Source organism: Streptomyces sp. ID05-26A (genome assembly GCF_033794685.1).
In the GTDB taxonomy this organism is placed as follows: Bacteria; Actinomycetota; Actinomycetes; order Mycobacteriales; family Pseudonocardiaceae; genus Lentzea.
This window is the reverse complement of sequence record NZ_JARAYZ010000005.1, coordinates 245895-269926: the sequence shown is the minus strand read 5'-3', so window position 1 is coordinate 269926 and position 24032 is coordinate 245895. Positions and strand designations below refer to the sequence as shown.

At 68.5% G+C, this 24032-nt stretch carries 22 protein-coding genes; 16 read left to right on the top strand and 6 right to left on the bottom strand.

Translation table 11 applies throughout. The annotated features are described in order from the left end of the window. The first annotated feature begins 100 nt into the window (after window positions 1-100). Together PV646_RS35975 and PV646_RS35970 are read left to right on the top strand one after the other, a co-directional pair. Window positions 101-361 (top strand): hypothetical protein, encoded by a 261-nt coding sequence (locus tag PV646_RS35975; protein WP_500346769.1) that lies wholly within the window; start codon window positions 101-103, stop codon window positions 359-361. A gap of 75 nt (window positions 362-436) precedes the next feature. Then, on the top strand, window positions 437-1141 hold the full coding sequence (locus tag PV646_RS35970) for a hypothetical protein (RefSeq protein ID WP_500346768.1): 705 nt from the start codon (window positions 437-439) through the stop codon (window positions 1139-1141). 7 nt (window positions 1142-1148) lie between these two features. Here the strand turns inward: PV646_RS35970 and PV646_RS35965 are convergent, their stop codons facing one another. After that, window positions 1149-2231 (bottom strand): sugar ABC transporter substrate-binding protein, encoded by a 1083-nt coding sequence (locus tag PV646_RS35965; RefSeq protein WP_500346767.1) that lies wholly within the window; start codon window positions 2229-2231, stop codon window positions 1149-1151. 223 nt (window positions 2232-2454) lie between these two features. Between PV646_RS35965 and PV646_RS35960 the strand changes: the two genes are divergently transcribed. The 6 genes from PV646_RS35960 to PV646_RS35935 all read left to right on the top strand — a co-directional run bounded on the left by PV646_RS35960 (window position 2455) and on the right by PV646_RS35935 (window position 9459). Then, window positions 2455-4179, top strand: a complete 1725-nt coding sequence (locus PV646_RS35960) for a S8 family serine peptidase (RefSeq protein WP_500346766.1) — start codon at window positions 2455-2457, stop codon at window positions 4177-4179. A gap of 168 nt (window positions 4180-4347) precedes the next feature. Further along, window positions 4348-5064, top strand: a complete 717-nt coding sequence (locus PV646_RS35955) for a helix-turn-helix domain-containing protein (RefSeq protein WP_500346765.1) — start codon at window positions 4348-4350, stop codon at window positions 5062-5064. 55 nt (window positions 5065-5119) lie between these two features. Continuing rightward, the gene (locus tag PV646_RS35950; RefSeq protein ID WP_500346764.1) at window positions 5120-6580 is read left to right on the top strand and encodes an alpha/beta hydrolase; all 1461 of its coding nucleotides are present in this window, start codon (window positions 5120-5122) and stop codon (window positions 6578-6580) included. A 111-nt stretch (window positions 6581-6691) separates the two neighbouring features. Further along, complete coding sequence (locus PV646_RS35945) at window positions 6692-7477, top strand: chitosanase (RefSeq protein WP_500346763.1); 786 nt, start codon at window positions 6692-6694, stop codon at window positions 7475-7477. Window positions 7478-7586: 109 nt separating this feature from the next. Continuing rightward, window positions 7587-8441, top strand: coding sequence for a chitosanase (locus PV646_RS35940; RefSeq protein WP_500346762.1), 855 nt, complete (start codon window positions 7587-7589; stop codon window positions 8439-8441). Between the two features lie 247 nt (window positions 8442-8688). Beyond that, entirely contained in the window at window positions 8689-9459 is a 771-nt protein-coding gene (locus PV646_RS35935; protein WP_500347069.1) for a chitosanase, read from the top strand. Between the two features lie 57 nt (window positions 9460-9516). On the opposite strand, the gene PV646_RS35930 is transcribed toward PV646_RS35935, so the two are convergent. After that, a complete protein-coding gene (locus tag PV646_RS35930) occupies window positions 9517-12447 on the bottom strand; it encodes a glycine--tRNA ligase (protein WP_500347068.1) in 2931 nt (976 codons plus the stop codon). A gap of 152 nt (window positions 12448-12599) precedes the next feature. On the opposite strand from PV646_RS35930, the gene PV646_RS35925 reads away from it, so the two are divergent. From PV646_RS35925 to PV646_RS35910, 4 genes are all read left to right on the top strand, one after another. Beyond that, complete coding sequence (locus PV646_RS35925) at window positions 12600-14471, top strand: LCP family protein (protein ID WP_500346761.1); 1872 nt, start codon at window positions 12600-12602, stop codon at window positions 14469-14471. Window positions 14472-14586: 115 nt separating this feature from the next. Continuing rightward, window positions 14587-15072: a helix-turn-helix domain-containing protein gene (locus tag PV646_RS35920; RefSeq protein WP_500346760.1), complete on the top strand. Its 486-nt coding sequence runs from the start codon at window positions 14587-14589 to the stop codon at window positions 15070-15072. 179 nt (window positions 15073-15251) lie between these two features. Beyond that, complete coding sequence (locus PV646_RS35915; RefSeq protein ID WP_500346759.1) at window positions 15252-16499, top strand: MurT ligase domain-containing protein; 1248 nt, start codon at window positions 15252-15254, stop codon at window positions 16497-16499. After that, on the top strand, window positions 16492-17199 hold the full coding sequence (locus tag PV646_RS35910; protein ID WP_500346758.1) for a type 1 glutamine amidotransferase: 708 nt from the start codon (window positions 16492-16494) through the stop codon (window positions 17197-17199). Before PV646_RS35915 ends, PV646_RS35910 begins: the two co-directional genes overlap by 8 nt. Here the strand turns inward: PV646_RS35910 and PV646_RS35905 are convergent. Next, window positions 17165-17779 carry a TetR/AcrR family transcriptional regulator gene (locus tag PV646_RS35905; RefSeq protein ID WP_500346757.1) on the bottom strand — a complete coding sequence of 205 codons (615 nt, stop codon included), beginning with the start codon at window positions 17777-17779 and terminating at the stop codon, window positions 17165-17167. The two genes, PV646_RS35910 and PV646_RS35905, sit on opposite strands and share 35 nt — an antisense overlap. Before the next feature lie 76 nt (window positions 17780-17855). On the opposite strand from PV646_RS35905, the gene PV646_RS35900 reads away from it, so the two are divergent. Beyond that, a complete protein-coding gene (locus PV646_RS35900) occupies window positions 17856-19325 on the top strand; it encodes a flavin-containing monooxygenase (protein ID WP_500346756.1) in 1470 nt (489 codons plus the stop codon). On the opposite strand, the gene PV646_RS35895 is transcribed toward PV646_RS35900, so the two are convergent. Continuing rightward, on the bottom strand, window positions 19309-20343 hold the full coding sequence (locus PV646_RS35895) for a zinc-dependent alcohol dehydrogenase family protein (RefSeq protein ID WP_500346755.1): 1035 nt from the start codon (window positions 20341-20343) through the stop codon (window positions 19309-19311). The two genes, PV646_RS35900 and PV646_RS35895, sit on opposite strands and share 17 nt — an antisense overlap. A gap of 110 nt (window positions 20344-20453) precedes the next feature. Here PV646_RS35895 and PV646_RS35890 point away from each other — a divergent pair, with 110 nt between their 5' ends. Beyond that, the gene (locus PV646_RS35890; protein WP_500346754.1) at window positions 20454-21590 is read left to right on the top strand and encodes a carboxylesterase family protein; all 1137 of its coding nucleotides are present in this window, start codon (window positions 20454-20456) and stop codon (window positions 21588-21590) included. Further along, window positions 21587-22345 (top strand): class I SAM-dependent methyltransferase, encoded by a 759-nt coding sequence (locus PV646_RS35885; RefSeq protein ID WP_500346753.1) that lies wholly within the window; start codon window positions 21587-21589, stop codon window positions 22343-22345. The genes PV646_RS35890 and PV646_RS35885 overlap by 4 nt, the downstream gene beginning before the upstream one ends. Here PV646_RS35885 and PV646_RS35880 read toward each other — a convergent pair. After that, entirely contained in the window at window positions 22317-22877 is a 561-nt protein-coding gene (locus PV646_RS35880; RefSeq protein WP_500346752.1) for a hypothetical protein, read from the bottom strand. The two genes, PV646_RS35885 and PV646_RS35880, sit on opposite strands and share 29 nt — an antisense overlap. A 321-nt stretch (window positions 22878-23198) precedes the next feature. Between PV646_RS35880 and PV646_RS35875 the strand changes: the two genes are divergently transcribed. Beyond that, the gene (locus PV646_RS35875) at window positions 23199-23813 is read left to right on the top strand and encodes a TetR/AcrR family transcriptional regulator (RefSeq protein WP_500346751.1); all 615 of its coding nucleotides are present in this window, start codon (window positions 23199-23201) and stop codon (window positions 23811-23813) included. Here PV646_RS35875 and PV646_RS35870 read toward each other — a convergent pair. Next, complete coding sequence (locus tag PV646_RS35870) at window positions 23810-24031, bottom strand: DUF3618 domain-containing protein (protein WP_030469566.1); 222 nt, start codon at window positions 24029-24031, stop codon at window positions 23810-23812. The genes PV646_RS35875 and PV646_RS35870 overlap by 4 nt on opposite strands. Window position 24032: the final 1 nt, after the last annotated feature.

The following is a 24032-nucleotide window of genomic DNA, read 5'->3' as shown; positions in this document are numbered from 1 at the left end:
TCGTTCCGCGAGCGGGGTAATCCACGAACACGAAACGTACGACCGAACACAGTCAACCATGCCTTTCGCGCTCAGTCGAGACGTCGATTTCGCTGCTACCGTGAGATCACAGGTGAGTCCCGCGGAGGTCCTCGTGTCGGAGCAGACGGCGATGTCGATCAAGGTCTCCGTCGGGCCCCAGGCCTCCGGTGGCCTCGCCGAGCTCGCCGCGGAGCACCTCGCGGACACCCTTGCCGAGGCCCGGCGCGAGGAGCGCCGCAAGAGCCGCCCGACCATCTCGAACAAGCTGGACGGTCGCGTCAACGGCATCGTGTTCCAGGTCGGCACCATCCACAACATGAAGTCGCCGGACGGCCGGTAGCCTGGAGGGTCGTTGACCCAGGGGGCCGTGGCTTTGACCGGCAGCGAACGACTGCTCTTCTTCTTCATCGGTTTGGTGACCACATTCGTGTTCATCCGCATCAGCGTGCGCATGATCAGGGCGAAGGTGCGCTGGTGGCCGGGCAACATCGTGCACGGCGACACGCACGTGCACCACGTCGTGTTCGGCACCGTGCTGCTGCTGTTGTCCAGCGTCACGAGTCTCGTCATCCCGGACGACATGCACGGCGCGAGACTCGCCGCCTCAGCCGTGCTCGGGGTGGGCGCGGCCCTGGTGCTGGACGAGTTCGCGCTGATCCTGCACCTGAGGGACGTCTACTGGACGAAGGCGGGCCGGCTGTCCGTCGACGCGGTGTTCCTCGCCGTCGGCCTGACCGGGACGTTCCTGCTGGGCGCCCGCCCGTTCGGCTACGACGAGGTGCTGCAGCTCAACCCGGAGACGACGCCGGCGTCCACGTTCACGCTGAGGGTGATCGCCATCGGCGTGAACCTGTGCTTCGCCATCGTGGCGCTGCTCAAGGGCAAGATCTGGACCGGGCTGCTCGGCCTGCTCGTGCCGGTGGTGCCCGCCGTGGGCGCCGTGCGGCTGGCACGGCCCGGCTCACCGTGGGCGCGCTGGCGTTACCTGGAGGGCTCGCGCAAGCTGACCCGCGCGTACCGCCGGGAGGCGAGGATCCGGCAGCCGATCATCAAGGCGAAGATCGCCGTGCAGGAGTTCATCTCGGGACGTCACGACCTGCCGGATCACGACAGGTCGTGACGGGGCTTCACCCTCCGAGGATGTCCTGCTGGGCACAGGCCGGGGCCAGGGCACCGGCGCACAGCTCCGCCGGCTTGATGATGCCCTCGGTGACCAGCGTCCGGACGTTCTCCTTCTTGATCAGCGTCGCGCCGAGCAGCACCGACTTCATGTCGCGCCGCGACACGGGGTCCCTCAGGTTTCCGGTGGCGAGGTCATCGGCACCCGAGAGGTCTCCGCGGGCGACGGCGATCGCCAGCCTGGCCGCGGCCTCGGCCTCGTCGCGCACCGGCTTGTAGACGGTGACGCACTGGTCGCCGCCCAGCACGGCCCGCAGACCGTCCACAGTGGCGTCCTGACCGGTGACCGGGACCTTCAGGTTCTTCTTCTTGAGCACCGCGATGACCGCGCCGGCCAGGCCGTCGTTGGCCGCGACCACGCCGTCGACCTTGCCGCCGTTGTCGTTCAGGATCTGCTCGAACAGCTTCCCGCCGAGCTCGTTGTCCCAGTCGTCGACGGGTTGCGACTTGACGAGTTTGAGCGCGCCGCTGTCGTACTTCGGCGCGAGCCGCGACTTCTGGCCCTGGGTGAACAGCGTGGCGTTGTGGTCGGTCGGAGCGCCCTCGATCTCGATGATGTTGGCGCCCGGCTTCTCCCCGAGGCAGCCCAGCAGACCGTCCGCCTGCAGCTGGCCGACGTTCACGCTGTCGAAACCGACGTGGTACTCCGCCTGGCCGCCGAGGGTGACGCGGTCGTAGTCGATGACCGGGATGCCCGCGGCCTTCGCCTTCTTCTGCACCGCGAGTCCGCCCGCCGCGGACAGCGGCGTGATCATCATGACCTTCACCTTGCGGCGGATCATCTCGTCTGCGATCTGCGCGAACTTCCCCTCATCGCCCTCGGCGTTCTCCATGAACGGTTCGATGTCGGCGTAGTTGAACGCCTGTGTGAGCAGTGGACGATCCTGCTCTTCCCAACGCGCGGATGTCGTTCGGTCGGGAAGGATTACCCCGACGATTGGTTTGGGACCGCGCGTGGGCAGCGTCGGAGCACCCTGACCAGCGTCACCACAGGCAGAGAGGAGAAAGAGCAGGCACGCCGACGATGCCATTACCCGTCTTCGCATAAACGCGGAGTCCAGTCCTTGAATCTTGTTAAGTCAAGATTTCTTCTCATAACATCACGCTCCGCTTCCGATCGGCTACAGTTCGATTCCGTACGAAAGGCGCTGATGCGCGGCCGAATTTCGTGTCAGTGTGTCCAACTTGGGCGGCAATCGGGGGCCGCACCGTGTTGTTGGATCCAGCCCTGACCGGGTGTGAGGAGACAGCTAGGTGAGAACGCGCAGAACCGTGATGGCGGTGGCGGCAACGGTGTCGCTGATCGCAGCGGGTACTTCGGCGGCGGGGGCCGCGCCGGCCACCACAGGGCCGACCACGGAGTACACCGTCCTTCTGGAAGAACCCGGAAACCGCGACTTCGCGATCGACGCCGTGGAAGCGGCGGGCGGCGAGGTCGTGCGGAGCAACGACGCCGTCGGTCTGCTGACGGTCAAGGCGCCCGCGAACGGCTTCGCGGAGAAGGTTTCCGCTTCGAGCGCGATCGTCGGTGCCGCTCGGTCCAAGCCGATCGGGCACGCGCCCGCGGCGAAGAAGGCCGAGAAGACCAAGCGCGACAACGTCGAGAAGGAGAACAAGGGCGAGAAGCCGAACAAGGCTCCCGCCCAGCAGGGGTCGACCGCCGGCATGGACCCGCTCGACGGGGACCTGTGGGGTCTGAACCTCGTTCGCTCCAACATCGCGCGGGCCAAGCAGGCCGGCGACAAGCGCGTGTACGTCGGCGTTCTGGACACCGGTGTGGACGGTTCCCACCCGGACATCGCGCCGAACTTCAACAACGAGCTCTCCCGCAACTTCACCATCGACATCCCCAACGACTCCGACGGTGGCGTCTTCGACGGCCCGTGTGAGTTCCGCGGTTGTGTCGACCCGGCGAACTGGGACGACGGCGGCCACGGCACGCACGTCGCCGGCACCATCGGCGCCGCTGCCAACGGTTTCGGCATCTCCGGTGTCGCGCCCGGCGTCTCGCTCGTCAACATCCGCGGCGGCCAGGACGCGGGTTCGTTCTTCCTGAACCCCGTCGTCGACGCGCTCACCTACGGCGCCGACATCGGCCTGGACGTCATCAACATGTCGTTCTACGTCGACCCGTGGTACATGAACTGCACCAACGACCCCACGGCTTCGGCCGAGGAGCAGCTGGAGCAGCGCACGATCACCAAGGCCGTTCAGCGCGCGCTGAACTACGCGCACCGCAAGGGCGTCACGCTGATCGGCGCCGGTGGCAACAACCACGAGGACCTGGGCAAGCCGCGCCAGGACACCGTGAGCCCGAACTACCCGCCGGGCCACAACCGCCCGCGTCCGATCGACAACGCGACGTGCCTCAACCTCCCCACCGAGGGCAACCACGTCATCTCCGTGTCGTCCCTCGGGCCGTCGACCAACAAGGCCGACTACTCGAACTACGGCGTTGAGCAGACCGCGATCTCGGCTCCCGGTGGTTACTTCCGCGACGGCCTCGGCACGCCGTGGTACCGCACCAACGAGAACCTGATCCTGTCGACCTACCCGCGCAACGTCGCTCTCGCCGAAGGCGCGATCGACGAGGCCGGCAACGTCACTCCCGCCGGTGAGGCCGCGGGCGTGAAGAAGGCCGTGCAGGGCGACAAGGTCGGCTACTACCAGTACCTGCAGGGCACCTCGATGGCCGCCCCGCACGCCGCTGGTGTCGCCGCGCTGATCGTCAGCGAGTACGGCAAGAAGGACAAGAAGAACCCCGGCCTGACCCTCGACCCGGACAAGGTCGAGAAGGTCCTCTACAAGACCGCGACGCAGCGCGCCTGCCCGAACCCGCGCACCGTGTCGTACGTCAACGTGGGCCGCACGCCGGAGTTCGACGCCACCTGTGAGGGTGACGCGAAGTTCAACGGCTTCTACGGTCACGGCATCGTCGACGCCTACGGCGCCGTCACCCGTGGCAAGCAGTTCCTGTAAGTCCTTGTAAGACGACAAAAGGCCCCCGGTGTCTTGCCGGGGGCCTTTTGCGTGCGACGAAAGTGGACTCTCCCCCACACCTAAGTCGCGAAGATCCGTCCTGCCTTGACCGTGCCGTAGCGGCATAGTTTCAACTGGGTCCTGTCAGCAACCGGGGAGGAGGACGTCGTGGCGTGGAGCACCAGTCAGCTGGCCGATCTCGCCGGCACGACGTTGCGCACGATCCGGCACTACCACGACGTGGGTCTGCTCGCCGAGCCGGAACGCCGCGCCAACGGCTACAAGAGCTACGGCGTGCCTCACCTCGTGCGGGTGATGAGGATCAAGCGTCTCACCGATCTCGGGCTGTCGCTCACGCAGATCGCGGAACTCGGTGACGGGGACGAACATCCCCGTGAGGCGCTGCGGGAACTCGACGCCGAACTGGCGGCGCAGGTCGAACGCCTGCAACGGATCAGGGCCGAGCTGGCACTGGTGCTGCGCCAGGAGGTGCCGACCGACCTGCCCCCGGACGTCGCGGTGATGATCGAGAACGCGAACCTGTCGCCGCAGGACCGCTCGTTCACCGTCGTGCTGGCCCAGTTGCTCTCGCCGGAGACGCTGGCGAAGTACGCCGGGACGCTGAAGGACTACGCGCGGGATCCGGCGGTCATCGCGTTCGACAACCTGCCGGAGGACGCGGACGAGGCGACTCGGCAGGCCGTGGCGGACGGCATGCGCGAGATGCCGTACATGGCACAGATGCGAGCCGCGTTCCCGGATCCGGCCGGCCTGTGGAGCGACGCGCCGCGCGGCGTGGAGCACGCACGGCGGACGGTCGTGAAGGTCTTGGTCGAGCTCTACAACAAGGCCCAGCTGGACGTTCTCGTCCGCATGAACGGCTGAGGTCTCCATTGGTTTGGCGCGCCGATCGGGCGCGTCGTCGGGGAGGTATTTGCTAATGCGAAAAACGTTGTCGCTGGCCGCGGTCGTGACCGCTGCCGCAGCACTGGTGGCGGTACCGGGGGTGTCGGCCGCCGCCACGCCGAAGCCCGAGGTGCAGTGGGTCGCCTGTCCCACCGACGTGGCGCTTCCCGTTCTGGAGTGCGGAAAGCTCCAACTGCCGCTCGACTACCGCAAGCCCGAGGGCCGCAAGACCGAGGTGATGATCACCCGGTTGGCCAGCAAGAACCCCGGCAAGCGCAAGGGGATCCTGCTGACCAACCCCGGCGGGCCCAGTGAGGGCCTGACGTTCCCGGCCGTGCTGAAGGCGGTCGGACTGCCGCAGGACGTGCAGGACGCGTACGACATCATCGGCATGGACCCGCGCGGCCTCGGTTACAGCTCACCGTCCACATGCGACATGACCGACGAGCAGATGGCGGACGGCAGTGTGCCTCCGTACGCCAACAACTCCGCCGAGGTGCGCCAGCGCGCCGAAGAGGTCAAGAAGATCGCCGAGCAGTGCCTCAAGTCGTCCTCGGCCGGCGCACTGCCCTACAACACGACCCAGAACATCGCGCGTGACATGGACTCGGTCCGTGCGGCGCTGGGCGAGAAGAAGGCGTCGTTCCTCGGGTACTCGTACGGCTCGTACCTGGGTTCGGTGTACGCCACGCTGTTCCCGAAGACCTCCGACCGCGTCGTGATCGACAGCAACCTGCCGAAGGGCGGCTGGGACGTCGAGGGCGGCCGGCTGATGGGCCGCGGCGTCGAGGACACGTTCCCGGACTTCGCGAAGTGGGCGGCGGCGCACCCCGAGTACAACCTCGGAACGACTCCGCAGCAGGTGCGCGCCAAGTTCTTCGAACTGGCCGCGAAGCTCGACGAGAAGCCTTCGGTGGAGGGCTTCGACGGCAGGATTTTCCGCCTCCTCAACTTCACGGCCCTCTACGCCACGGGTGACGAGGCGTTCGCGAAGCACGCCGCCTCCTGGAAGGCCTTCGACACCGGCCAGCCGCAGCCGCCGCAGGAGTACCCGGAGGTCCCGCGCGTCCAGGCCCTGCTGGCGGGCCGCCTGAACGTGATGTGCGGTGACTCCTCCTGGCCGTCGTCGGTCGGCGCGTACGAGCGCAACGTGGCGATCGACCGCGTCCGCCACCCGATGTTCGGCGCGGGCGCCGCGAACATCCAGCCGTGCGCCTTCTTCCCGAAGCCGGTGGAGAAGCAGGTCCTGCCGTCCGACCGGGGCCCGCGCAACGTGCTGCTGGTGCAGAACGAGCGCGACCCCGCGACGCCGCTGGTCGGTGCCCAGTCGACGCGCCGCGCGTTCGGCGACAGGGCCGCGATGATCACGATCGACCAGGGTGGGCACGGCGCCTACATCTTCGGCAAGAACAAGTGCGCCAACAACAAGGTCACCGAGTACCTGCTCGGCGGACAGCGTCCGAACGACCAGAAGTGCGCCGCCGAGAACGGCTGATGACCGAGGGGGCCCGGCTCGTTCACGAGCCGGGCCCTTGTCATGCAAGCGCTCCCACGCTAGCTTGGCCCCGCACGACGTCGCCGCCGATCCTCAGTGGAACGGAGCGACATGAAGACGTTTACACGCCTCGCCGCAACGGTTCTGTGCGCGGCGGCCCTCGTCACGCCCGGCACCGCGAACGCGGCGGACCTGAACGACCCGCGCCTCAAGGACATCGCGATGCAGCTGGTGTCCAGTGCGGAGAACTCCTCTTTGGACTGGCGCGCACAGTTCGGCTACATCGAGGACATCGACGACGGCCGCGGCTACACCGCCGGAATCATCGGCTTTTGCAGCGGCACCGGTGACATGCTCGACCTCGTCCGGCTCTACCGCGACTGGAAGCCCGGCAACGTCCTGGAGAAGTACCTTCCGGCGCTCGAACGCGTCAACGGTTCTCCGTCGCACGACGGCCTCGACCCGAACTTCCAGGGCGACTGGGAATCCGCGGCGCGGGACGGCACGTTCCAGGGCGCGCAGGAACACGAACGCGACCGCGTCTACTTCGACCCGGCCGTGAACCGCGCGAAGCAGGACGGCGTGCAGGCACTCGGCCAGTTCGCTTACTACGACGCGATCGTGATGCATGGTGATGGATGGGGTGAACTGGACTTTTCGAGCATTCGCCGGCGCGCCCTGGACACCGGAGCCCGTCCGCCGGCCCAGGGTGGCGACGAAACGCAGTGGCTGCACGCGTTCCTGGACGCCCGCGTGTGGGCGATGAAGCAGGAGCCGGCACACGAGAACACCAGCCGCGTCGACACGGCCCAGCGCCGTTTCCTCGACGAGGGCAAGTTGAACCTCGAAACGCCTCTCCAGTGGCACGTCTACGGCCAGCAGTTCGACATCAGGTGAGCTGACAGTCCGGCGGGAACGTCTGCGACACAAGCGTTTCCGCCGGATTGCGTCGACTGAGGACAATTGTCCGTTTCGCGAATTAGTAAAGACTCTTGCCAATAAAGGTATGGACCGCTTACCGTGGTTCTCACGCCGCCCGGGCCCCCACAATCCCTGCCCCGGAGGGAACTTCGTGAAAATCACTGGTCGCATCGCGGCCGCACTGCTGACGTGCGCCGCCCTCTTCACCACCACCGTCGGGACCGCTTCGGCGGCCAACCTCGACGAACCGCGCCTCAAGGACATCGCGATGCAGATCGTGTCCAGCGCGGAAAACTCTTCCACGAACTGGAAAGCGCAGTTCGGCTACATCGAGGACATCGACGACGGCCGCGGCTACACCGCCGGCATCATCGGCTTCTGCAGCGGCACCGGCGACATGCTCGACCTCGTCGAGCTCTACAAGACCAAGAAGTCCGGCAACGTGCTGGAGAAGTACCTCCCCGCGCTGCGCAAGGTGAACGGCACCGACTCCCACTCGGGCCTCGACCCCAACTTCACCAAGGACTGGAAGACCGCCGCCAAGGACTCCGTTTTCAAGGCGGCACAGGAGTCCGAGCGCGACCGCGTCTACTTCAACCCCGCGGTGACGCAGGGCAAGGCCGACGGCGTGCGCGCGCTGGGTCAGTTCGCGTACTACGACGCGATCGTCGTGCACGGTGACGGCGGCGACAAGACGAGCTTCAGCAACATCCGCAAGCGCGCGCTCGGCAAGGCGAAGCCCCCGTCGCAGGGCGGCAACGAGACCACGTGGCTCAACGCCTTCATGGACGCCCGCGTGTGGGCCATGAAGCAGGAAGCGGCGCACGAGGACGTGTCGCGCATCGAGACCGCGCAGCGCGTGTGGCTCAAGGCCGGCAACTTCGACCTGAAGACGCCGCTCAAGTGGAAGGTCTACGGCGACAGCTTCTCCATCAGCTAGTCGCACCGTCGAGGAGGGCGTCCCCCTGGGGGCGCCCTCTTTTCGCATGTCAGAACGACGATCCGGTAACACCACTTGCCTATAAACATCCTTGTGGAGCAACACTTTAGGCGTTTTGCAGCACCGCAGACGGCACACTGCCCGCAGTTTGGTAAACACTCTTGCCGATAGAGGTGCAGACCCCTTACCGTTGGCTCCACTGCCGCCCGGGACAACCCGGAGGACATACGTGAAGATCACGGGCCGCCTGGCGGCCACGCTTCTGACGTGCGTCGCGCTCATCGCCACCACCGTCGGCATCGCGCAGGCGGCCGACCTGAACGACCCGCGCATGAAGGACATCGCGATGCAGATCGTGTCCAGCGCGGAGAACTCCTCGACGAACTGGAAGGCCCAGTTCGGCTACATCGAGGACATCAACGACGGCCGCGGCTACACCGCCGGCATCATCGGCTTCTGCAGCGGCACCGGCGACATGCTCGACCTCGTCGAGCTCTACAAGAAGCGCAAGCCCGGCAACGTGCTGGAGAAGTACCTGCCCGCGCTGCGCAGGGTGAACGGGTCGGACTCGCACTCGGGCCTCGACCCCAACTACACCAAGGACTGGAAGACCGCGGCGAAGGACTCCGTCTTCAAGGCCGCGCAGGAGTCGGAACGCGACCGCGTCTACTTCAACCCGGCGTTGAGGCAGGCCAAGGCCGACGGCGTGCGCGCCCTGGGCCAGTTCGCCTACTACGACGCGATCGTCATGCACGGTGACGGCTGGGGCAGCCTGGACTTCTCCGGCATCCGCAAGCGCGCTCTGGCCAAGGCGAAGCCGCCGTCGCAGGGCGGTAACGAGACCACGTGGCTCAACGCCTTCATGGACGCCCGCGTGTGGACCATGAAACAGGAACCCGCGCACGAGGACACCACCCGTGTCGACACCGCGCAACGCGTGTGGCTCAAGGCCGGCAACCTCGACCTGAACACACCGCTGAAGTGGAAGGTCTACGGCCAGAGCTTCAGCATCAACTAACCGGACAGCAGAAGAGGGGCGCCCACCAGTTCAAGTGGGCGCCCCTCTTCCCCGTTCCTACAGCTGGGTCCAGTCCAGCACCGGTGCCGCGAAGTCGCGGATCGACGCCAGCAACCCGAGCCGGGCCGCCTTCACCTTCTCGTCCTCGGCCATCACCAGCACCTCGTCGAAGAACGTGTTGACGGGCCCGGTCAGCCCCTCGGCGGCAGCGAAGAACGCCGCCAGGCCGACGACATCGCGCGAGACCCCGTCGAACGCCTTGTGCAGCGCCACCTCGGCGGGCTCGGACAGCACCGAAGCGTCGTACGAAGCCTCGACCGCACCGGGCACGATCCGCCGCACTCGCTGCAGCGCGGCAGCCAGCGCGTCGAACGACTCGTTGCCCGCCAACGACTCCAGCTGCGTCAGCGTCTCGTCGGCCAACACCGGCGAGTCGGCCAGCGGCAGCACCGCCTGCACGAACCGGTGCTCGTGCCCGCCGTCGAGCAACGCCTGCTCGTACCGGCGGACCGCGAACTCCCGAGCCGTCTCCAGCGCCTCCGCGGAGATCTCGAGGCCCTCAGCCGCAAGGGAAAGCGCGACCGGCAGGGTGATCTCCCTCAGGTCCGGGAACGCCCGCAGCACCGTCACCGCGCCGAGCGCCGCCCGGCGGAGCCCGAACGGGTCGGACGAGCCGGTCGGCTGCGCACCGATCCCGAACAGCCCGGCCAGCAGGTCGAACCGGTCGGCGAGCGACAACAGCGCGCCCGGCACCGACGACGGCAACGCGTCACCGGCCGACCGCGGCAGTTCCATCTCCCACAGGGCCAGGGCGACCTCGGAGGTCTCCCCCGCCCGTGCCGCGTACTCCCGCGCCATCACACCGGCCAGCGACGACAGCTCGATCACCATCTGCGAACCGAGGTCGAACTTGGCCAGCGCACCGGCCCGGTCCAACGTCTCGCGGTCGACGTCCACCACGCCGGCGAACCGACCGGCGAGCGAGGCGATGCGGCCGGCGCGGTCCGCCATCGAGCCGAGCTTGTCCGCGAACGTCAGCTTCGCGAGCCCGGCCTTCATCTCCTCCAGCGGCGTCTTGAGGTCCGCCCGCCAGAAGAACGCCGCGTCCTCGTACCTCGCCCGCAGCACGGCCTCGTTGCCCGCCCGGACCAGATCGGCGTCCACGGAACCGTTCGCCACCGCCACGAAGTGCGGCAGCAACGAGCCGTCCGCCGCGCGCACCGGCAGGTACCGCTGGTGCTTGCGCATCACGGTCGTGAGGATCTGCGCGGGCAGTTCCAGGTACCGCTCCTCGAACGAGCCGAGGATCGGCGTCGGCCATTCGACGAGGTTCGTGACCTCGTCGAGCAGCCCGTCGACCTCGACGACACCGCCGACCGACGCGGCCAGTTCCTGCGCGGCCTCGACGATCGCGGCCGAACGGGCGGTGGCGTCGACCTGGATGCCGTGCGAGGACAGGAACTCCAGGTAACCGTCCGCAGTGGACACCGCGACGACCGGCTCGGCCGCGGTCCGGTGCACGCGCGTCGAGGTGCCCGACGCGAGCGACGACACCGCGACCGGCACCGGGGTCTCCCCCAGCAGCGCGAGCAGCCAGCGGATCGGCCGGGTGAACGACAGCTTCGGGTCGTTCCACTTCATGTTCTTCTCGGACCGCAGGTCCGACACAACCTCGGCCAGCAGCCCGCTCAGCACCTCGACGGCGCCACGGCCGGCGTCGGACTTCGTCAGGGCCACGAACTCGACGTCGTTCTCGACCACGCGGCCCAGCGCCGACACGTCGACGCCCTGGCCGCGCGCGAAGCCCTGCACGGCCTTCGTCGGGTTGCCGTCGGCGTCGAAGGCGGCGGAGACCCGCGGACCGCGCACGGTGCGTTCGGCATCGGGTTCACGCGGCGAGACCGCGGGCACCAGCACGACGATCCGGCGCGGCGTGCCGTGCACGGTCACCTCGCCGGAGGTCAGCCGGGTCGCGGCCAGCTTCGCCGACACGGCCGAGCGCACCGCGTCGACGGTCCGCAGCACCTCGTGCGGCGGCAGTTCCTCGGTGCCGATCTCGAACAGCAGCGTCGCCGGCGAGACGACGTCCGCGAAGGACGAGGGCTTCTCGACGGCGGCGGGAAGCTCCGCGACGCCGAGCGGGTGGCCGAGTTCGGAGCGACGCTCCGCCCACAGCGCGGCGACCTCACGTGCCAGCCCGCGCATCCGGCCGAACGCACGGGCGCGCTCGGTCGTGGAGATCGAACCGCGCGCGTCCAGCACGTTGAAGATGTGCGAGCACTTCAGCACGAAGCTGTGCGCCGGGACCGGGAGCCGGGCGTCGAGCATGCGCCGCGCCTCGGCCGCGAACTCCTCGAAGAGGCGCTTGTTCGCCTCCACGTCCGCGTCGTCGAGGTAGTACCGCGACATCTCGTACTCGGCCTGGCCGAACGCCTCGCCGTAGGAGATGCCGGGCGCGTACGCGATCTTCTTGAAGTGGTCGACGCCCTGCAGCGCCATCATGATCCGCTCGATGCCGTAGGTGATCTCCACCGACACCGGGTCCAGCGTCATGCCGCCGGCCTGCTGGAAGTAGGTGAACTGGGTGATCTCGAGGCCGTCGAGCCAGACCTCCCAGCCGAGGCCCCAGGCGCCCAGTGCCGGCGAGGCCCAGTTGTCCTCGACGAACCGGACGTCGTGGCCGCGCACGTCGATGCCCAGCGCCTCGAGCGAACCGAGGTAGAGCTCCTGCGGGTCGCCCGGGTCGGGCTTGAGGATCACCTGGAACTGGGTGTGGGTCTGCAGCCGGTTCGGGTTCTCGCCGTAGCGGGCGTCGTCGGGCCGCACGGACGGCTCCACGTAGGCGACGCGCCACGGCTCGGGACCCAGCACCCGCAGCACGGTGGCCGGGTTCAGCGTTCCCGCCCCGACCTCGGTGTTGAACGGCTGCACCACGATGCAACCTCGGTCGGTCCAGTACTTGGTCAGCGCGAGCAGCGCGTCCTGCATCGTCAACACGGCCAAGAGTCTACGAAACGAACGAAACCGCTGGTCAGGGGGCCTTGATCGGGTGCTCTCCACCACTGTGTCACCCTGTGCACAACCGAGTGGACCTCCCGCACGTCTACTTGGGGTACCCGGATGTGCTGAGAGGAGTGGGTGTGGACAACCGGCCGCCGCGGCCGGGAGACCCGAACGGGAATCCCAGGCGACCTTCCGCCCCGCGTCCCCAGACGGGCCAGCCCCGCCGCCCCCAGGTGCCGCCGAAGGGCTCCGAGCCCCCGCGCCGGGCGGAACCCCCACGCAGGGAGCCTCCGAAGCGCTCCGAACCACCGCGCCGCGAGTCGGCGAGCCGCAGCGAACCGCCCCGCCGTGAACCTCCGCGCAGGGAGTCCCCCAGCCGCAGCGAGTCCCCGCGCCGCGAGACGGGCCGGGCGTCCTCGTCCGCCCCGCGCCCGCGTCCGGTCGCCGACCGTCCCACGGTCCGCACCACGCCCGCGAAGGCCAAGGCCGCCGCTCCCGCGCCCCGGCCGAGGCCCAGGCCAGCGGCCGCCCGCCGGCCGGGCAAGGCCGAGCGCGGCGCGTCCACCGGCGCCAAGATCTTCATCAGCATGCTGTCCGCGACGATTCTGCTGGTCACCGGCATCGCGTGGCAGAACCTGACCGCGCTGACCGACGGTCTGACGAAGCAGGACCTGAACCTGGCCGACGCGGGTGAGAAGCCCGCCGACGGCGCGATCGACATCCTGCTCGTCGGCATGGACAGCCGCACCGACTCCAAGGGCAACCCGCTGCCGCAGAACATCCTCAACGAACTGCAGGCGGGCGGCACCGACGACGGCGGGTTCAACACCGACACGCTGATCCTGCTGCACATCCCGAACGACAGCGGCAAGGCCTACGCCGTCTCGTTCCCGCGCGACTCCTACGTGAAGATCGCGGGCGGGTACGGGCGACACAAGATCAACTCGGCCTACGGGTACGCCAAGAACGACGCGGCCGAGAAGTTGCAGGGCAGCGGCAAGACCGGGCCCGAGGTCGAGATGGAGTCGCGCAAGGCCGGCGCGAAGAACCTCATCGAGACCATCCAGACCCTGACCGGCGCGACGATCGACCACTACGCCGAGGTCAACCTGGTCGGCTTCTACGACATCACCAAGGCCATCGGCGGCATCGACGTCTGCCTCAACACGAAGGTCCGCGACAGCTTCTCCGGCGCGAACTTCCCGGCGGGCCAGCAGACGATCGAGGGCAAGAACGCGCTCGCGTTCGTCCGCCAGCGCCACGGCCTGCCGATGGGCGACCTCGACCGCGTCGTGCGCCAGCAGGTCTTCATGGCGGGTCTCGCCAAGAAGATGCTGTCCGCGGGCGTGCTCACCGACAGCACCAAGCGCAACGACATGATCAAGGCCGTCAGCGGCGCGATCGTGCTCGACGACGGCTGGGACATCACCAAGTTCGCCCTGCAGATGAAGGACATGACGGGCGGCAACATGACGTTCCAGACGATCCCGACCGGCAACCCCGACCTGCAGACGCCGGAGGACGGTTCCGCGGTCGAGGTGACCGAGTCCGAGGTGCGCGCGTTCGTCAAGGGCCTCGGCAAGGCCCCGGCGACGTCCAACCCGGCGGACCCGAAGTTCGACAAGTCCGCGGTGACCGTCGACGTCCGCAACGCCTCCGGTCAGCCGGGCCTCGCGGGCCAGGTGCTCGGGTCGCTCGTCGCGAAGGGCTTCAAGGAGGGTCAGGCGGGCAACGCCGACGCGCTCGCGAAGTCGGTCGTCCGCTACGGCAAGGGCGGCGAGGCGGGCGCCAACGCGGTCCAGGAGACGCTCGGCGGCATCAAGACCGAAGAGGACGTCAACATCCCGGCCGGCACCGTCCGCGTCTTCCTCGGGGCGGACTACTCGGGTCCCGGCGCGCAGGGTTTCACCGGTTCCGGAGTACTCGCCCTGGACGGTGCGCGTCAGCAACCGGCTGACCCCGCGGCCCCTCCGCCCATCTCCGCAGACGGCGTGCGCTGCGTAAACTGATACTGAGAGTAGAGATGTATAGCCCGTTCGGGGGATTCTCCCAGTAAGTTGCGTAAGCGACGAAGCAATGGCGCCTTCCATCACCGTGAGACCCGCTCACGGGGTGGAGGGACCAGTGCAGACTGCGAACGGCCAAATCGACACAGCGGCGTACCAGCGCGTGCTCGGTGATGAGATCCGCAGCCTTCGCAAGCAGCGCGGATGGACCCGCAAGGAACTGAACAAGCGGCTGCAGACCGAGATCTCGCTGCAGACGCTCGCGACGTACGAGCTCGGCACGCGGCAATGCTCCGTGGTCCGTCTCGTCGAGATCTGTCACGCTCTCGACGTGCCGGCTCATCAAGTGCTCGCGCGGGTCCACGAACGCTTCTTCGGCGACACCCCCGCCGGCCACCTGTCGCTGAGCCTCACCGCGATCGCGGCCGCGGACAACCCCCGGATCCTGCCGCTCAAGCGGTGGGCCGCCGGACGGCTGCACGCGTTGCCGCCGGGTGCCTCACCCGAGGTGCACCTGGACCTGCCCGCGCTGGAGAACATGGCACAGCTGTGTCAGCTGCCAACGGTGGAGCTCATCCGGATCCTGCGTGGTCTTTCCCGATGAAAGCACTGGTACCCAAGCAGGCATGGCCCGAGAACATGACTCCAACGACTGCCAGCTGCCGACGGTGGAGCTCATCCGGATCCTGCGCGGGCTGAGCCGGTAGTTGTACCGAACTCCGTTCACACCAACGCAACGACCGTCCAGAAAGGGCGAATTCCAACGCCGGTAACATCGCTGACGTGAACGATTCCCCCGCCCGCCTCCCTCTGCGCACCGCAGCCGCCGTGAAACTGGGCAACCTGAGCTCCACGCTGTCCCAGAAGATGGGCCTCGGCGCCGGCGGCATGATCGGCGGCCGGGTTGCGCTGAAGCTCGACCCGCAGGCGCTCAACCGCCTCACCCAGGGCCGCAGGGTCGCCGTCGTGACGGGCACCAACGGCAAGACCACCAGCACGATGATGCTGGCGCGGGCCGTGGGCGCGCTGGGCGAGGTCGCCACGAACCACAGCGGCGCGAACATGCCCGACGGCCACGTCACGGCGCTCTCGAAGCAGCCGGACGCGCCGTACGCGGTGCTGGAGTGCGACGAGGCCTACTTCCCGGCCGTCGCGGGCGCCAGCAACCCGTCCGTCGCGGTGATCCTGAACCTGAGCCGCGACCAGCTCGACCGCGTCGGCGAGGTCCGCACCATCGAGCGGTCGCTGCGCGACGCCGTCAACAAGCTGCAGAACTGCACGATCATCGCCAACTGCGACGACGTGATGGTGACGAGCGCGGCTTGGAACGCCTCCAAGGTCGTCTGGGTCGCCACCGGCACCGGCTGGCACCACGACTCGGCGAGCTGCCCGCGCTGCGGCAACCCGATCCGCTGGCAGGGCGAGCACTGGCACTGCACGGGGTGCGACCTCTCCCGGCCGCACCCGAACTGGATCACCGCGGACGAGGCGATGATCACGCCGGAGCACCAGAAGCTCGAACTGCGGCTCACGCTGCCGGGCAAGTTCAACCAGGCCAACGCCGTCATGGCGGCCGCCGCCGCCCACTCGATGGGTGTCCCCGCGGACGAGGCGGTGCGCCGGCTGCGCAGCGTCTCCAACGTGAGCGGCCGGTACCGCACGATCCAGCGCAACGGCCGCAGCGCGCGCCTGTTGCTCAGCAAGAACCCGGCGGGCTGGAGCGAGACCCTCACGGTCGTCAAGGAGGCCAACCACCCGGCCGTCCTGGTGATCAACGCCCAGGAGGCCGACGGCCGCGACCTGAGCTGGCTGTGGGACGTCCCCTTCGAACGCCTGCAGGGCCGCACGGTCATCGCGTCCGGCGAACGGGCGACCGATCTCGCCGTCCGCCTGACCTACGCCGAGGTCCAGCACACGATCGTGCCCGACCCCCTGAAGGCCATCGACCAGATGCCCCAGGGCGCGGTCGAGGTCATCGCCAACTACACCGCGTTCCGCGACTTGAATGCCAGGGCTGCCGCTGATGAGTGAGTCGACAATCCAGATCGCGCTCGTGCTGCCGGATCTCCTCGGCACGTACGGGGACTTCGGCAACGCCGTGGTCCTCGAGAAGCGCATGACGTGGCGCGGGATCAAAGCCGAGATCGTGCCGATCAACTACGGCCAGCCGGTGCCGGACTCGTGCGACATCTACGTCGTCGGCGGAGGTGAGGACACCGCGCAGACGCTGGCGGTGAAGCACCTGCGCGAGCACCCCGGCCTGCAGCGCGCCGTCACGAAGAACGCCGTGGTGCTGGGCGTGTGCGCCGGCATCCAGATCTTCGGCGAGAGCTTCACCCGCGCCGACAACGTGACGCACCCCGGCATGGGCCTGATCGACTCGTCCTCGCACGCGGGCGGCAGCCGCGCGATCGGCGAGGTCGTCGCCGAGCCCGCGGACGGCCTGTTCGCCGGTCCGCTGATCGGGTTCGAGAACCACCAGGGCCGCACCACGCTGGGCCCGGCCGCCCGTCCGCTCGCGCACGTCAAGGTGGGCACGGGCAACGACGGCAGCGTCGAGGGCGCGGTGCAGGGCCGGATCGTCTGCACCTACCTGCACGGCCCGGTGCTGCCGCGCAACCCCGCGCTCGCGGACATGCTGATCGAGTGGGTCACCGGCACGAAGGTCGCGCCGATCGACCTGCCCGCCGTCGCCGCTATGCGTGCGGAACGGGTGCGGGCAGCTTCATAGCGACACCAGGCCAGATCACGTTCATCACGTAGTCGGTTGCGAGCGCAGGTCCCACCGAGGGCCTGCGCTCCATCCACACCGCGAGCCGTTCCGTCGCACCGACGACGATCTCCGCGAACGCCTCCGCCTCCAGCGGGTCGATCTCCGGCGTGAACGACGCCAGCACGGCCCCGATCATGTCCGTCTGCTGCTGACGGATGCCTTCCACCTCTTCTTGCGCCGACGGCACGGCCACAGCCGCCTCCTGCCGCAGCAGCGCCCACGACCTGCGGTGCTCGTCGATGAACTCGAAGAACGCGCGCAGCCCCAGTCTGAGGAACTCCTCCGGGCTCAGCGCACCCGAGATCGCCGCCGCCGTCTTCTCCCGCAGTTCCGTGCGCGCGCGGTGGATGCAGCCGATGAGCAGGCCTTCCTTCGAGCCGAAGTACTCGTAGAGCATCGGCTTCGAGACGCCGACGCGTTCGGCGATCTCGTCCATCGACGTGGCCAGATACCCCTGCTCGGCGAAGATCTCCTCCGCGACGGTGAGCATTTGAGCCATGCGCTGGGCCTTGGGCATGCGGCGCCGCGGAGCAGTCACCAAAGGAGTCTACCGCTCGTAACTTACTTGCAGTAACCTACTGCGAAGTAGCCACCGCGAGCGGAGGGACCTTCCCATGCACCGAGAGACGAAAGTGCTCGTCATCGGCACCGGCTTCTCCGGCCTCGGCATGGCCATCGAGCTGAAGCGCCGCGGCGAGCACGACTTCGTGGTGCTGGAGAAGGCCGCCGACCTCGGCGGCACCTGGCGGGACAACTCCTACCCGGGCTGCGCCTGCGACGTGCCGTCGCACATGTACTCGTTCTCGTTCGAGATGAACCCGAAGTGGTCGCGGATGTTCGCGAAGCAGGGCGAGATCTTCGGCTACCTGCAGCGCGTCGCCGAGAAGTACCGGCTGCGGCCGCACATCCGCTTCAACACCAAGGTCTCCGGCGCGCAGTGGGACGACGAGGCCAAGCGCTGGAACGTCACGACCGAGCAGGGCGACACGTACACGGCGCAGGCGCTGGTCGCGGGCGTCGGCGCGTTGCACATCCCGAACGTCCCGGAACTGCCGGGCATCGAGAACTTCAGCGGCAAGGCGTTCCACAGCGCGCAGTGGGACCACGACTACGACCTGACCGGAAAGCGCGTCGCCGTCATCGGCACGGGCGCGTCCGCGATCCAGTTCGTGCCGAAGATCGCCGGCCAGGTCGCGTCGATGAAGATCTTCCAGCGCACGCCGCCGTGGATCATGCCCAAGGCCGACCGCGAGATCAACGGCTGGGAGCAGAAGCTGTTCCGGGCAGTACCCCTCGCGCAACGGGCCTACCGCAACTTCGTGTACTGGACGCGCGAGTCGTCCGCGCTGGGCTTCGCGGTGAACCCGAAGATCATGCAGTTCGCGCAGGGCATCGCGTTGCGGCACCTGAAGAAGCAGGTGCCGGACCCGGCGCTGCGGCGCAAGCTCAAGCCCGACTACACCATGGGCTGCAAGCGCGTGCTGATCTCCAACGACTTCTACCCCGCGCTGGGCAACCCGAACGTCGACCTGGTGACCGACAAGGTCTCCGAGGTGCGCGAGAAGTCCATCGTGGACAGTGCGGGCGTCGAGCACGAGGTCGACGTCATCATCTACGGCACCGGGTTCCACGTCGTCGACTCGTTCGACTACCTGGACATCCAGGGCAAGGGCGGCGTCGACCTCGCGAAGCAGTGGCGCCAGGAAGGCATCGAGACCTACTTCGGCATCACGGTCTCGGGCTTCCCCAACCTGTTCTTCCTGCTGGGCCCCAACACCGGACTCGGCCACAACTCGGTCGTCTTCATGATCGAGTCGCAGATCCGGTACATCTCGCAGTGCCTCCGGCTCCTCGACAAACACCGCGCAGCGGAGCTGGACGTGCGGTTGGAGGCCCAGCAGGAGTTCAACACCGAGATCCAGCGCAAACTCACCAAGGGCGTGTGGACCCAGGGCGGCTGCAAGAGCTGGTACCTCGACGCGCAGGGCGTGAACCGCACCGTGTGGCCGGGATTCACCTGGCGGTACTGGATGCGGACCAAGCGCGTACGCGCCGAGGACTACGTGCTCACGGCTGGACGATGACCTTCAAGGCGGTCCGCTCGTCCATCGCCTGGTAGCCCAGCGCGACGTCGTCGAGCGAGACCGTCCGGTCGAACACGGGGCCGGGGTCGATCCGCCCGGCGAGCACGTCGGCCAGCAGTTCCGGCAGGTACGCCCGCGCCGGAGCGACACCGCCCCCGATGGCGATGTTGCGGCCGAACAGCTTGCCCAGCGGCAGCCCCGGCATCTCGTGCGGCACACCGACGTACCCGATCCGGCCGCCGTCGCGCACGATGCCCATCGCGGTCTCCCACGACTGCTCGGTGCCCACGCACTCCAGCACCGCGGACGCGCCGAGGCCGCCGGTCATCTCCTTGATGCGCTCGATCGCGGCCTCACCGCGTTCGGAGACCTGGTCCGTGGCGCCGAAGAGCGTCGCGATCTTCGCCCGGTCCTCGTGACGGCCCATCGCGATGATCCGCTCGGCACCGAGCCGCTTGGCCGCCAGCACGCCGCACAGGCCCACCGCGCCGTCACCGACGACCGCGACCGTCGCGCCGGGGCCGACACCCGCGCCCATGGCGGCGTGGTGACCGGTGCCCATGACGTCGCTCAGGCTCAGGAACGCGGGCAGCAACGACGCCGGCGCGTCCGCGGGGACCCTGACCAGCGTGCCGTCGGCCTGCGGCACCCTGACCGCCTCGCCCTGCCCGCCGTCGCTGCCCTTGCTGCCCCAGAACCCGCCGCTGCGGCAGGACGTCTGCAGCCCGGCCTGGCAGTACGCGCACGTGCCGTCGCTCCACACGAACGGCGCGATGACCCGGTCACCGACCTGGACGCTCTTCACGTCCCCGCCGACCTCCTCGACGATGCCGAGGAACTCGTGACCGATCCGCTGCCCGCCCTCACGCTTGGCCACCCCGCGGTACGCCCACAGGTCGCTGCCGCAGATGCACGCGAGCTCGACCCGGACGACGACGTCGGTGGCCTCCTGAACGGACGCGTCCGGCACCTCCTCGACGCGGATGTCCCGGGTGCCGTAGATCGTCGTAGCCCGCACGGGCGCCTCCTCTTTCCTCGTTGCCCAACCGTCACAGCGTCCTCCTGTCCCGGTGTTCCCGCCGAATCGAGACGCTGTGGAATTGGTTACTCATGCTTAGTATCGAGGGTGTGATCACTGCCGAAGGTCTCGTACGGGCACGCGGTATCCGTTATGCGACGGCCTCCCGCTTCGCCGAGCCGACGCCGTTGCCCTGGGACGGTGCGCGCCCCTCCGAACGCGGTCCCGCCTGCCCGCAGCCGCCGTCGGCACTGGCCGCGCTGGTCGGCAACTCCGTCGAGGGCCTGTCGTTCGACGAGCACTGCCAGGTGCTCTCGGTGACCGCTCCCGCCGGCGCGTCCGGCCTGCCGGTGATGGTGTGGTTCCACGGTGGCGCCTACGTGACCGGCAGCGGTGAGTCGGCGAAGTACGAGACCTCGCTGCTGGCCTCGGAAGGTGTCGTGGTCGTCAGCGTCAGCTACCGCCTCGGCGTCTTCGGGTACCTGAACGACAACCTGGGACTGCTCGACCAGCTCACGGCGCTGCGGTGGGTGCGGGACAACATCGCCTCGTTCGGTGGTGATCCGGCGAACGTGACGGCGTTCGGGCAGTCCGCGGGTGCCGACTCGGTGTACGCGTTGATGCTCACCGACACGGAAGGCCTGTTCCACCGGGCGATCCTGCAGAGCGCGCCGCTGGGCACGCGCAGCCCGGAACGCGCCGAGATGACGGCCGCGCTGCGTGCCGCGGTCTCGGTCGACAGCTCCACCTCCGTCGAGGACGTGCTCGCGGCCCAAGTCGCCGCCGTCGCCGAGGTGGGGCCGAAGTTCGCACCGTCCGGCGGCATGCCGTTCGCTCCGGAACTGGCCTCGCCGGACCTCTCCGTCGTGGCGCCGCGCGTCGAGTTGCTCGTCGGGCACACGGCCGACGACGGCAGCCCGTACGTGCCGAGCCGGGAGCACTGGGAGGCCGTGACCGAGCTGATCTTCGCCGGTGGTGCCCGTGAGCTGGCGCGGGACTGGGCGGTCGCGGGCGGCCAGGTCGCCACCTACCGCTTCACGTGGGCGCCCGCCGAGGCCCCGCTGGGCTCGTGCCACTGCATGGAGCTGCCGTTCCTGTTCGATCCGGAGGGCTGGCTCGGCGCGGGCATCCTCGCCGGCGAGGAGCCGGATCCCGTGCTGGCCAAGACGCTGCGGAGCGTCTGGACCGGATTCGCGCGAAACGGGATGGACGCGCTGCCGTCCCGCTCGCTTGAATTCGGCGGGTGACCGACCGCGAGCGTTTGCGCAGCACGTTCGGCGAGGACGCGGCCCGCTACCACCGGGCCCGTCCCACGTATCCCCCGCAGCTGTTCGAACGGCTGCACGGCCCACGCGTCCTGGAGATCGGCCCGGGTACCGGCCAGGCGACGCTGCCGCTGACCTCTCTGGGAGAGGTGACGGCGGTCGAGCTGAGTCCGCTTCTGGCCGAGGTCGCCCGTGCGCACGCGCCCGCGGCGGACGTGGTGGTGGCGGACTTCGACGTCTGGCCGTTGCCCGCGGAGCCGTTCGACCTCGTGGTGTCGGCGACGGCGTTCCACTGGCTCGATCCCGCGACCCGGATGGCGCGCTGTGCCGCGGCGCTGCGGCCGGGCGGTTCGCTGGCCGTGATCTCGACGCACCACGTGGCGGGCGGGACCGAGCGGTTCTTCGCGGAGGCGCAGGAGTGCTACGAGCGTTGGGACCCCACCACGACACCAGGGTGGCGACAGTCCCCCGCGTCGGGAATCCCTTGTGAGTTCGACGAAAGCTCGTTCTTCGGCGAGCCCGAGTTCCACCGGTACGAGTGGGAGCGGGCCTACGACACCGAGGCCTACGTGGACCTGCTGCTGACGTACTCGAACCACATCGTGCTGCCGGACCGCGACCGGTTGATCGCGGACATCCGGCGGTTGATCGACACGCGGCACGAGGGCCGGGTCGTCAAGCGGTACATGACCCAGCTCGCCCTGGCGGTCAAGGTCTCCGGGACTGACCGGCCATGACCACGGCGGCGCCGCCTCCGCCCACGAGCAGGATTCCGGCGAGGCCCAGCGGCAGCAGGTTGAGGCCGGTGAACGCCAGGCCTTTCGCGACCTCCGGTGCCGCGGCGGGAGCCTGAGGCGCCGGTGGGGCCCCGCCTGCCTGAATCGTGGGCGCGGGCAGCTGCGGAGTCGCCTGCGGGATCACCTGCATGATCTCCTGCGGGGTCGCCGGAGGTGTCTCCAGCGGCGCCTGGAGAGGCTTGCCGACGCAGCCGGCGCACGGTGTGCCCTTCGTCTGGCCCGTGCCGTTCCCGTTCTGCGACGGCGACTCGTCGCGGACCGAGTCGTCCGGGCCGGGGACGTTCGCGCCGTGGTCCACCTTCGCAGGCGACTGCGGCGCGGTCGAGTCCTTTTTGGACTGTCCAGGTGGGACCTTCGGATTGTTCGTGATCCCGTTTCCCTTGCCGTTTCCGGGATCGGCGAGCGCCAGGCCAGGCGCCAACGCCACCGCGGCGGCCACCGCGAGAGCAGGGAGGAGACGCATTGCCTTCATGCACGGGATATAGGACGGCCTGTGACCCGCGTTACACCTGGCTGCGGGCCGTCCTCAGAGGACCCGAGAGGGGTTCGCGAGCCTGATACCCAGACCTCCGATGAACCGGTCCTTTTCCCGGTCTTTTCTCGTCCGACTGGCACCCCTGACCAATCCGAAAGGTAGGACTTCTGGAGCAACCCGCACAAGACTCAACTAATCGCAACACAATGCAACAAACCGGGTGCTGCTCACCCTGCAAGAGGGGCAAGACGCCTAGGATGTGCCGCCAAAGGGGCGGGGAGGACACGCACGAGCCGTGCCCTGGTACGAGGAGGTGGCATGGCCGTGTCGACAACGGCGTTCAACGAGGGCAGGGTCCCCCAGCGGGGCCGTCCTCGCGACGCCAGCAGGGACGACGCATTACGTCAGGCAGCGCTCGAGGTGATGGCCGATGTCGGGTACCGGGCCCTCACCATGGACGCGGTGGCGGCCCGTGCGAGAGCGGGCAAGGCGACGATCTACCGGCGGTGGGAGTCGAAGCTCGATCTCGTGATCGACACGTGCACCCAGCTCGCCACGCAGAACCTCGCGGCACCGGACACCGGCTCACTGGCCGGAGACCTGCGCGAGTTCCTCTCGTCGTTCGCCGCGTTCCTCTCCGGACCGATCGGCAAGGCCGCTCAGGCACTCGTGGGCGAACTCCCGCACGAGCCCGAGCTGGCGGCGGCGTTCCGGGAGACCTTCCTGATCTCGCAGCGCGACGTGCTGCGCGGCATCATGGACCGGGCCGCCGAACGGGGCGAGCTCAAGGCCGACGCCCCGCGCGGCATGGCGGTGGAGATCGCGGGCGCAGCCCTGATCTACCGGCTGATGCTGACCGGGGACCCGCTCGACGAGCCGTTCGTGGAGAAGGTCGTCGAGCAGGTGCTCCTGCCGTTGGTGCGGGTCTCCTAGCGGAAGAGCTTGCGCACCAGCGCGAAGCCGACCACCGCGCCGACCGCGATCAACGTGTACTTGACCTTGGGCTGGCTCAGCACGTCGAGCACGGACGACTTGCCCTGCTCTACGAGCTTCTGCGGGTTGGCGCGCTCGCTGAGCTCGTCCAGGGTGGCGGCCAACGCGGTGCGAGCCTGCTCGATCTCGCGCTGGATGGTGTCGGGATCGCGAGCCACA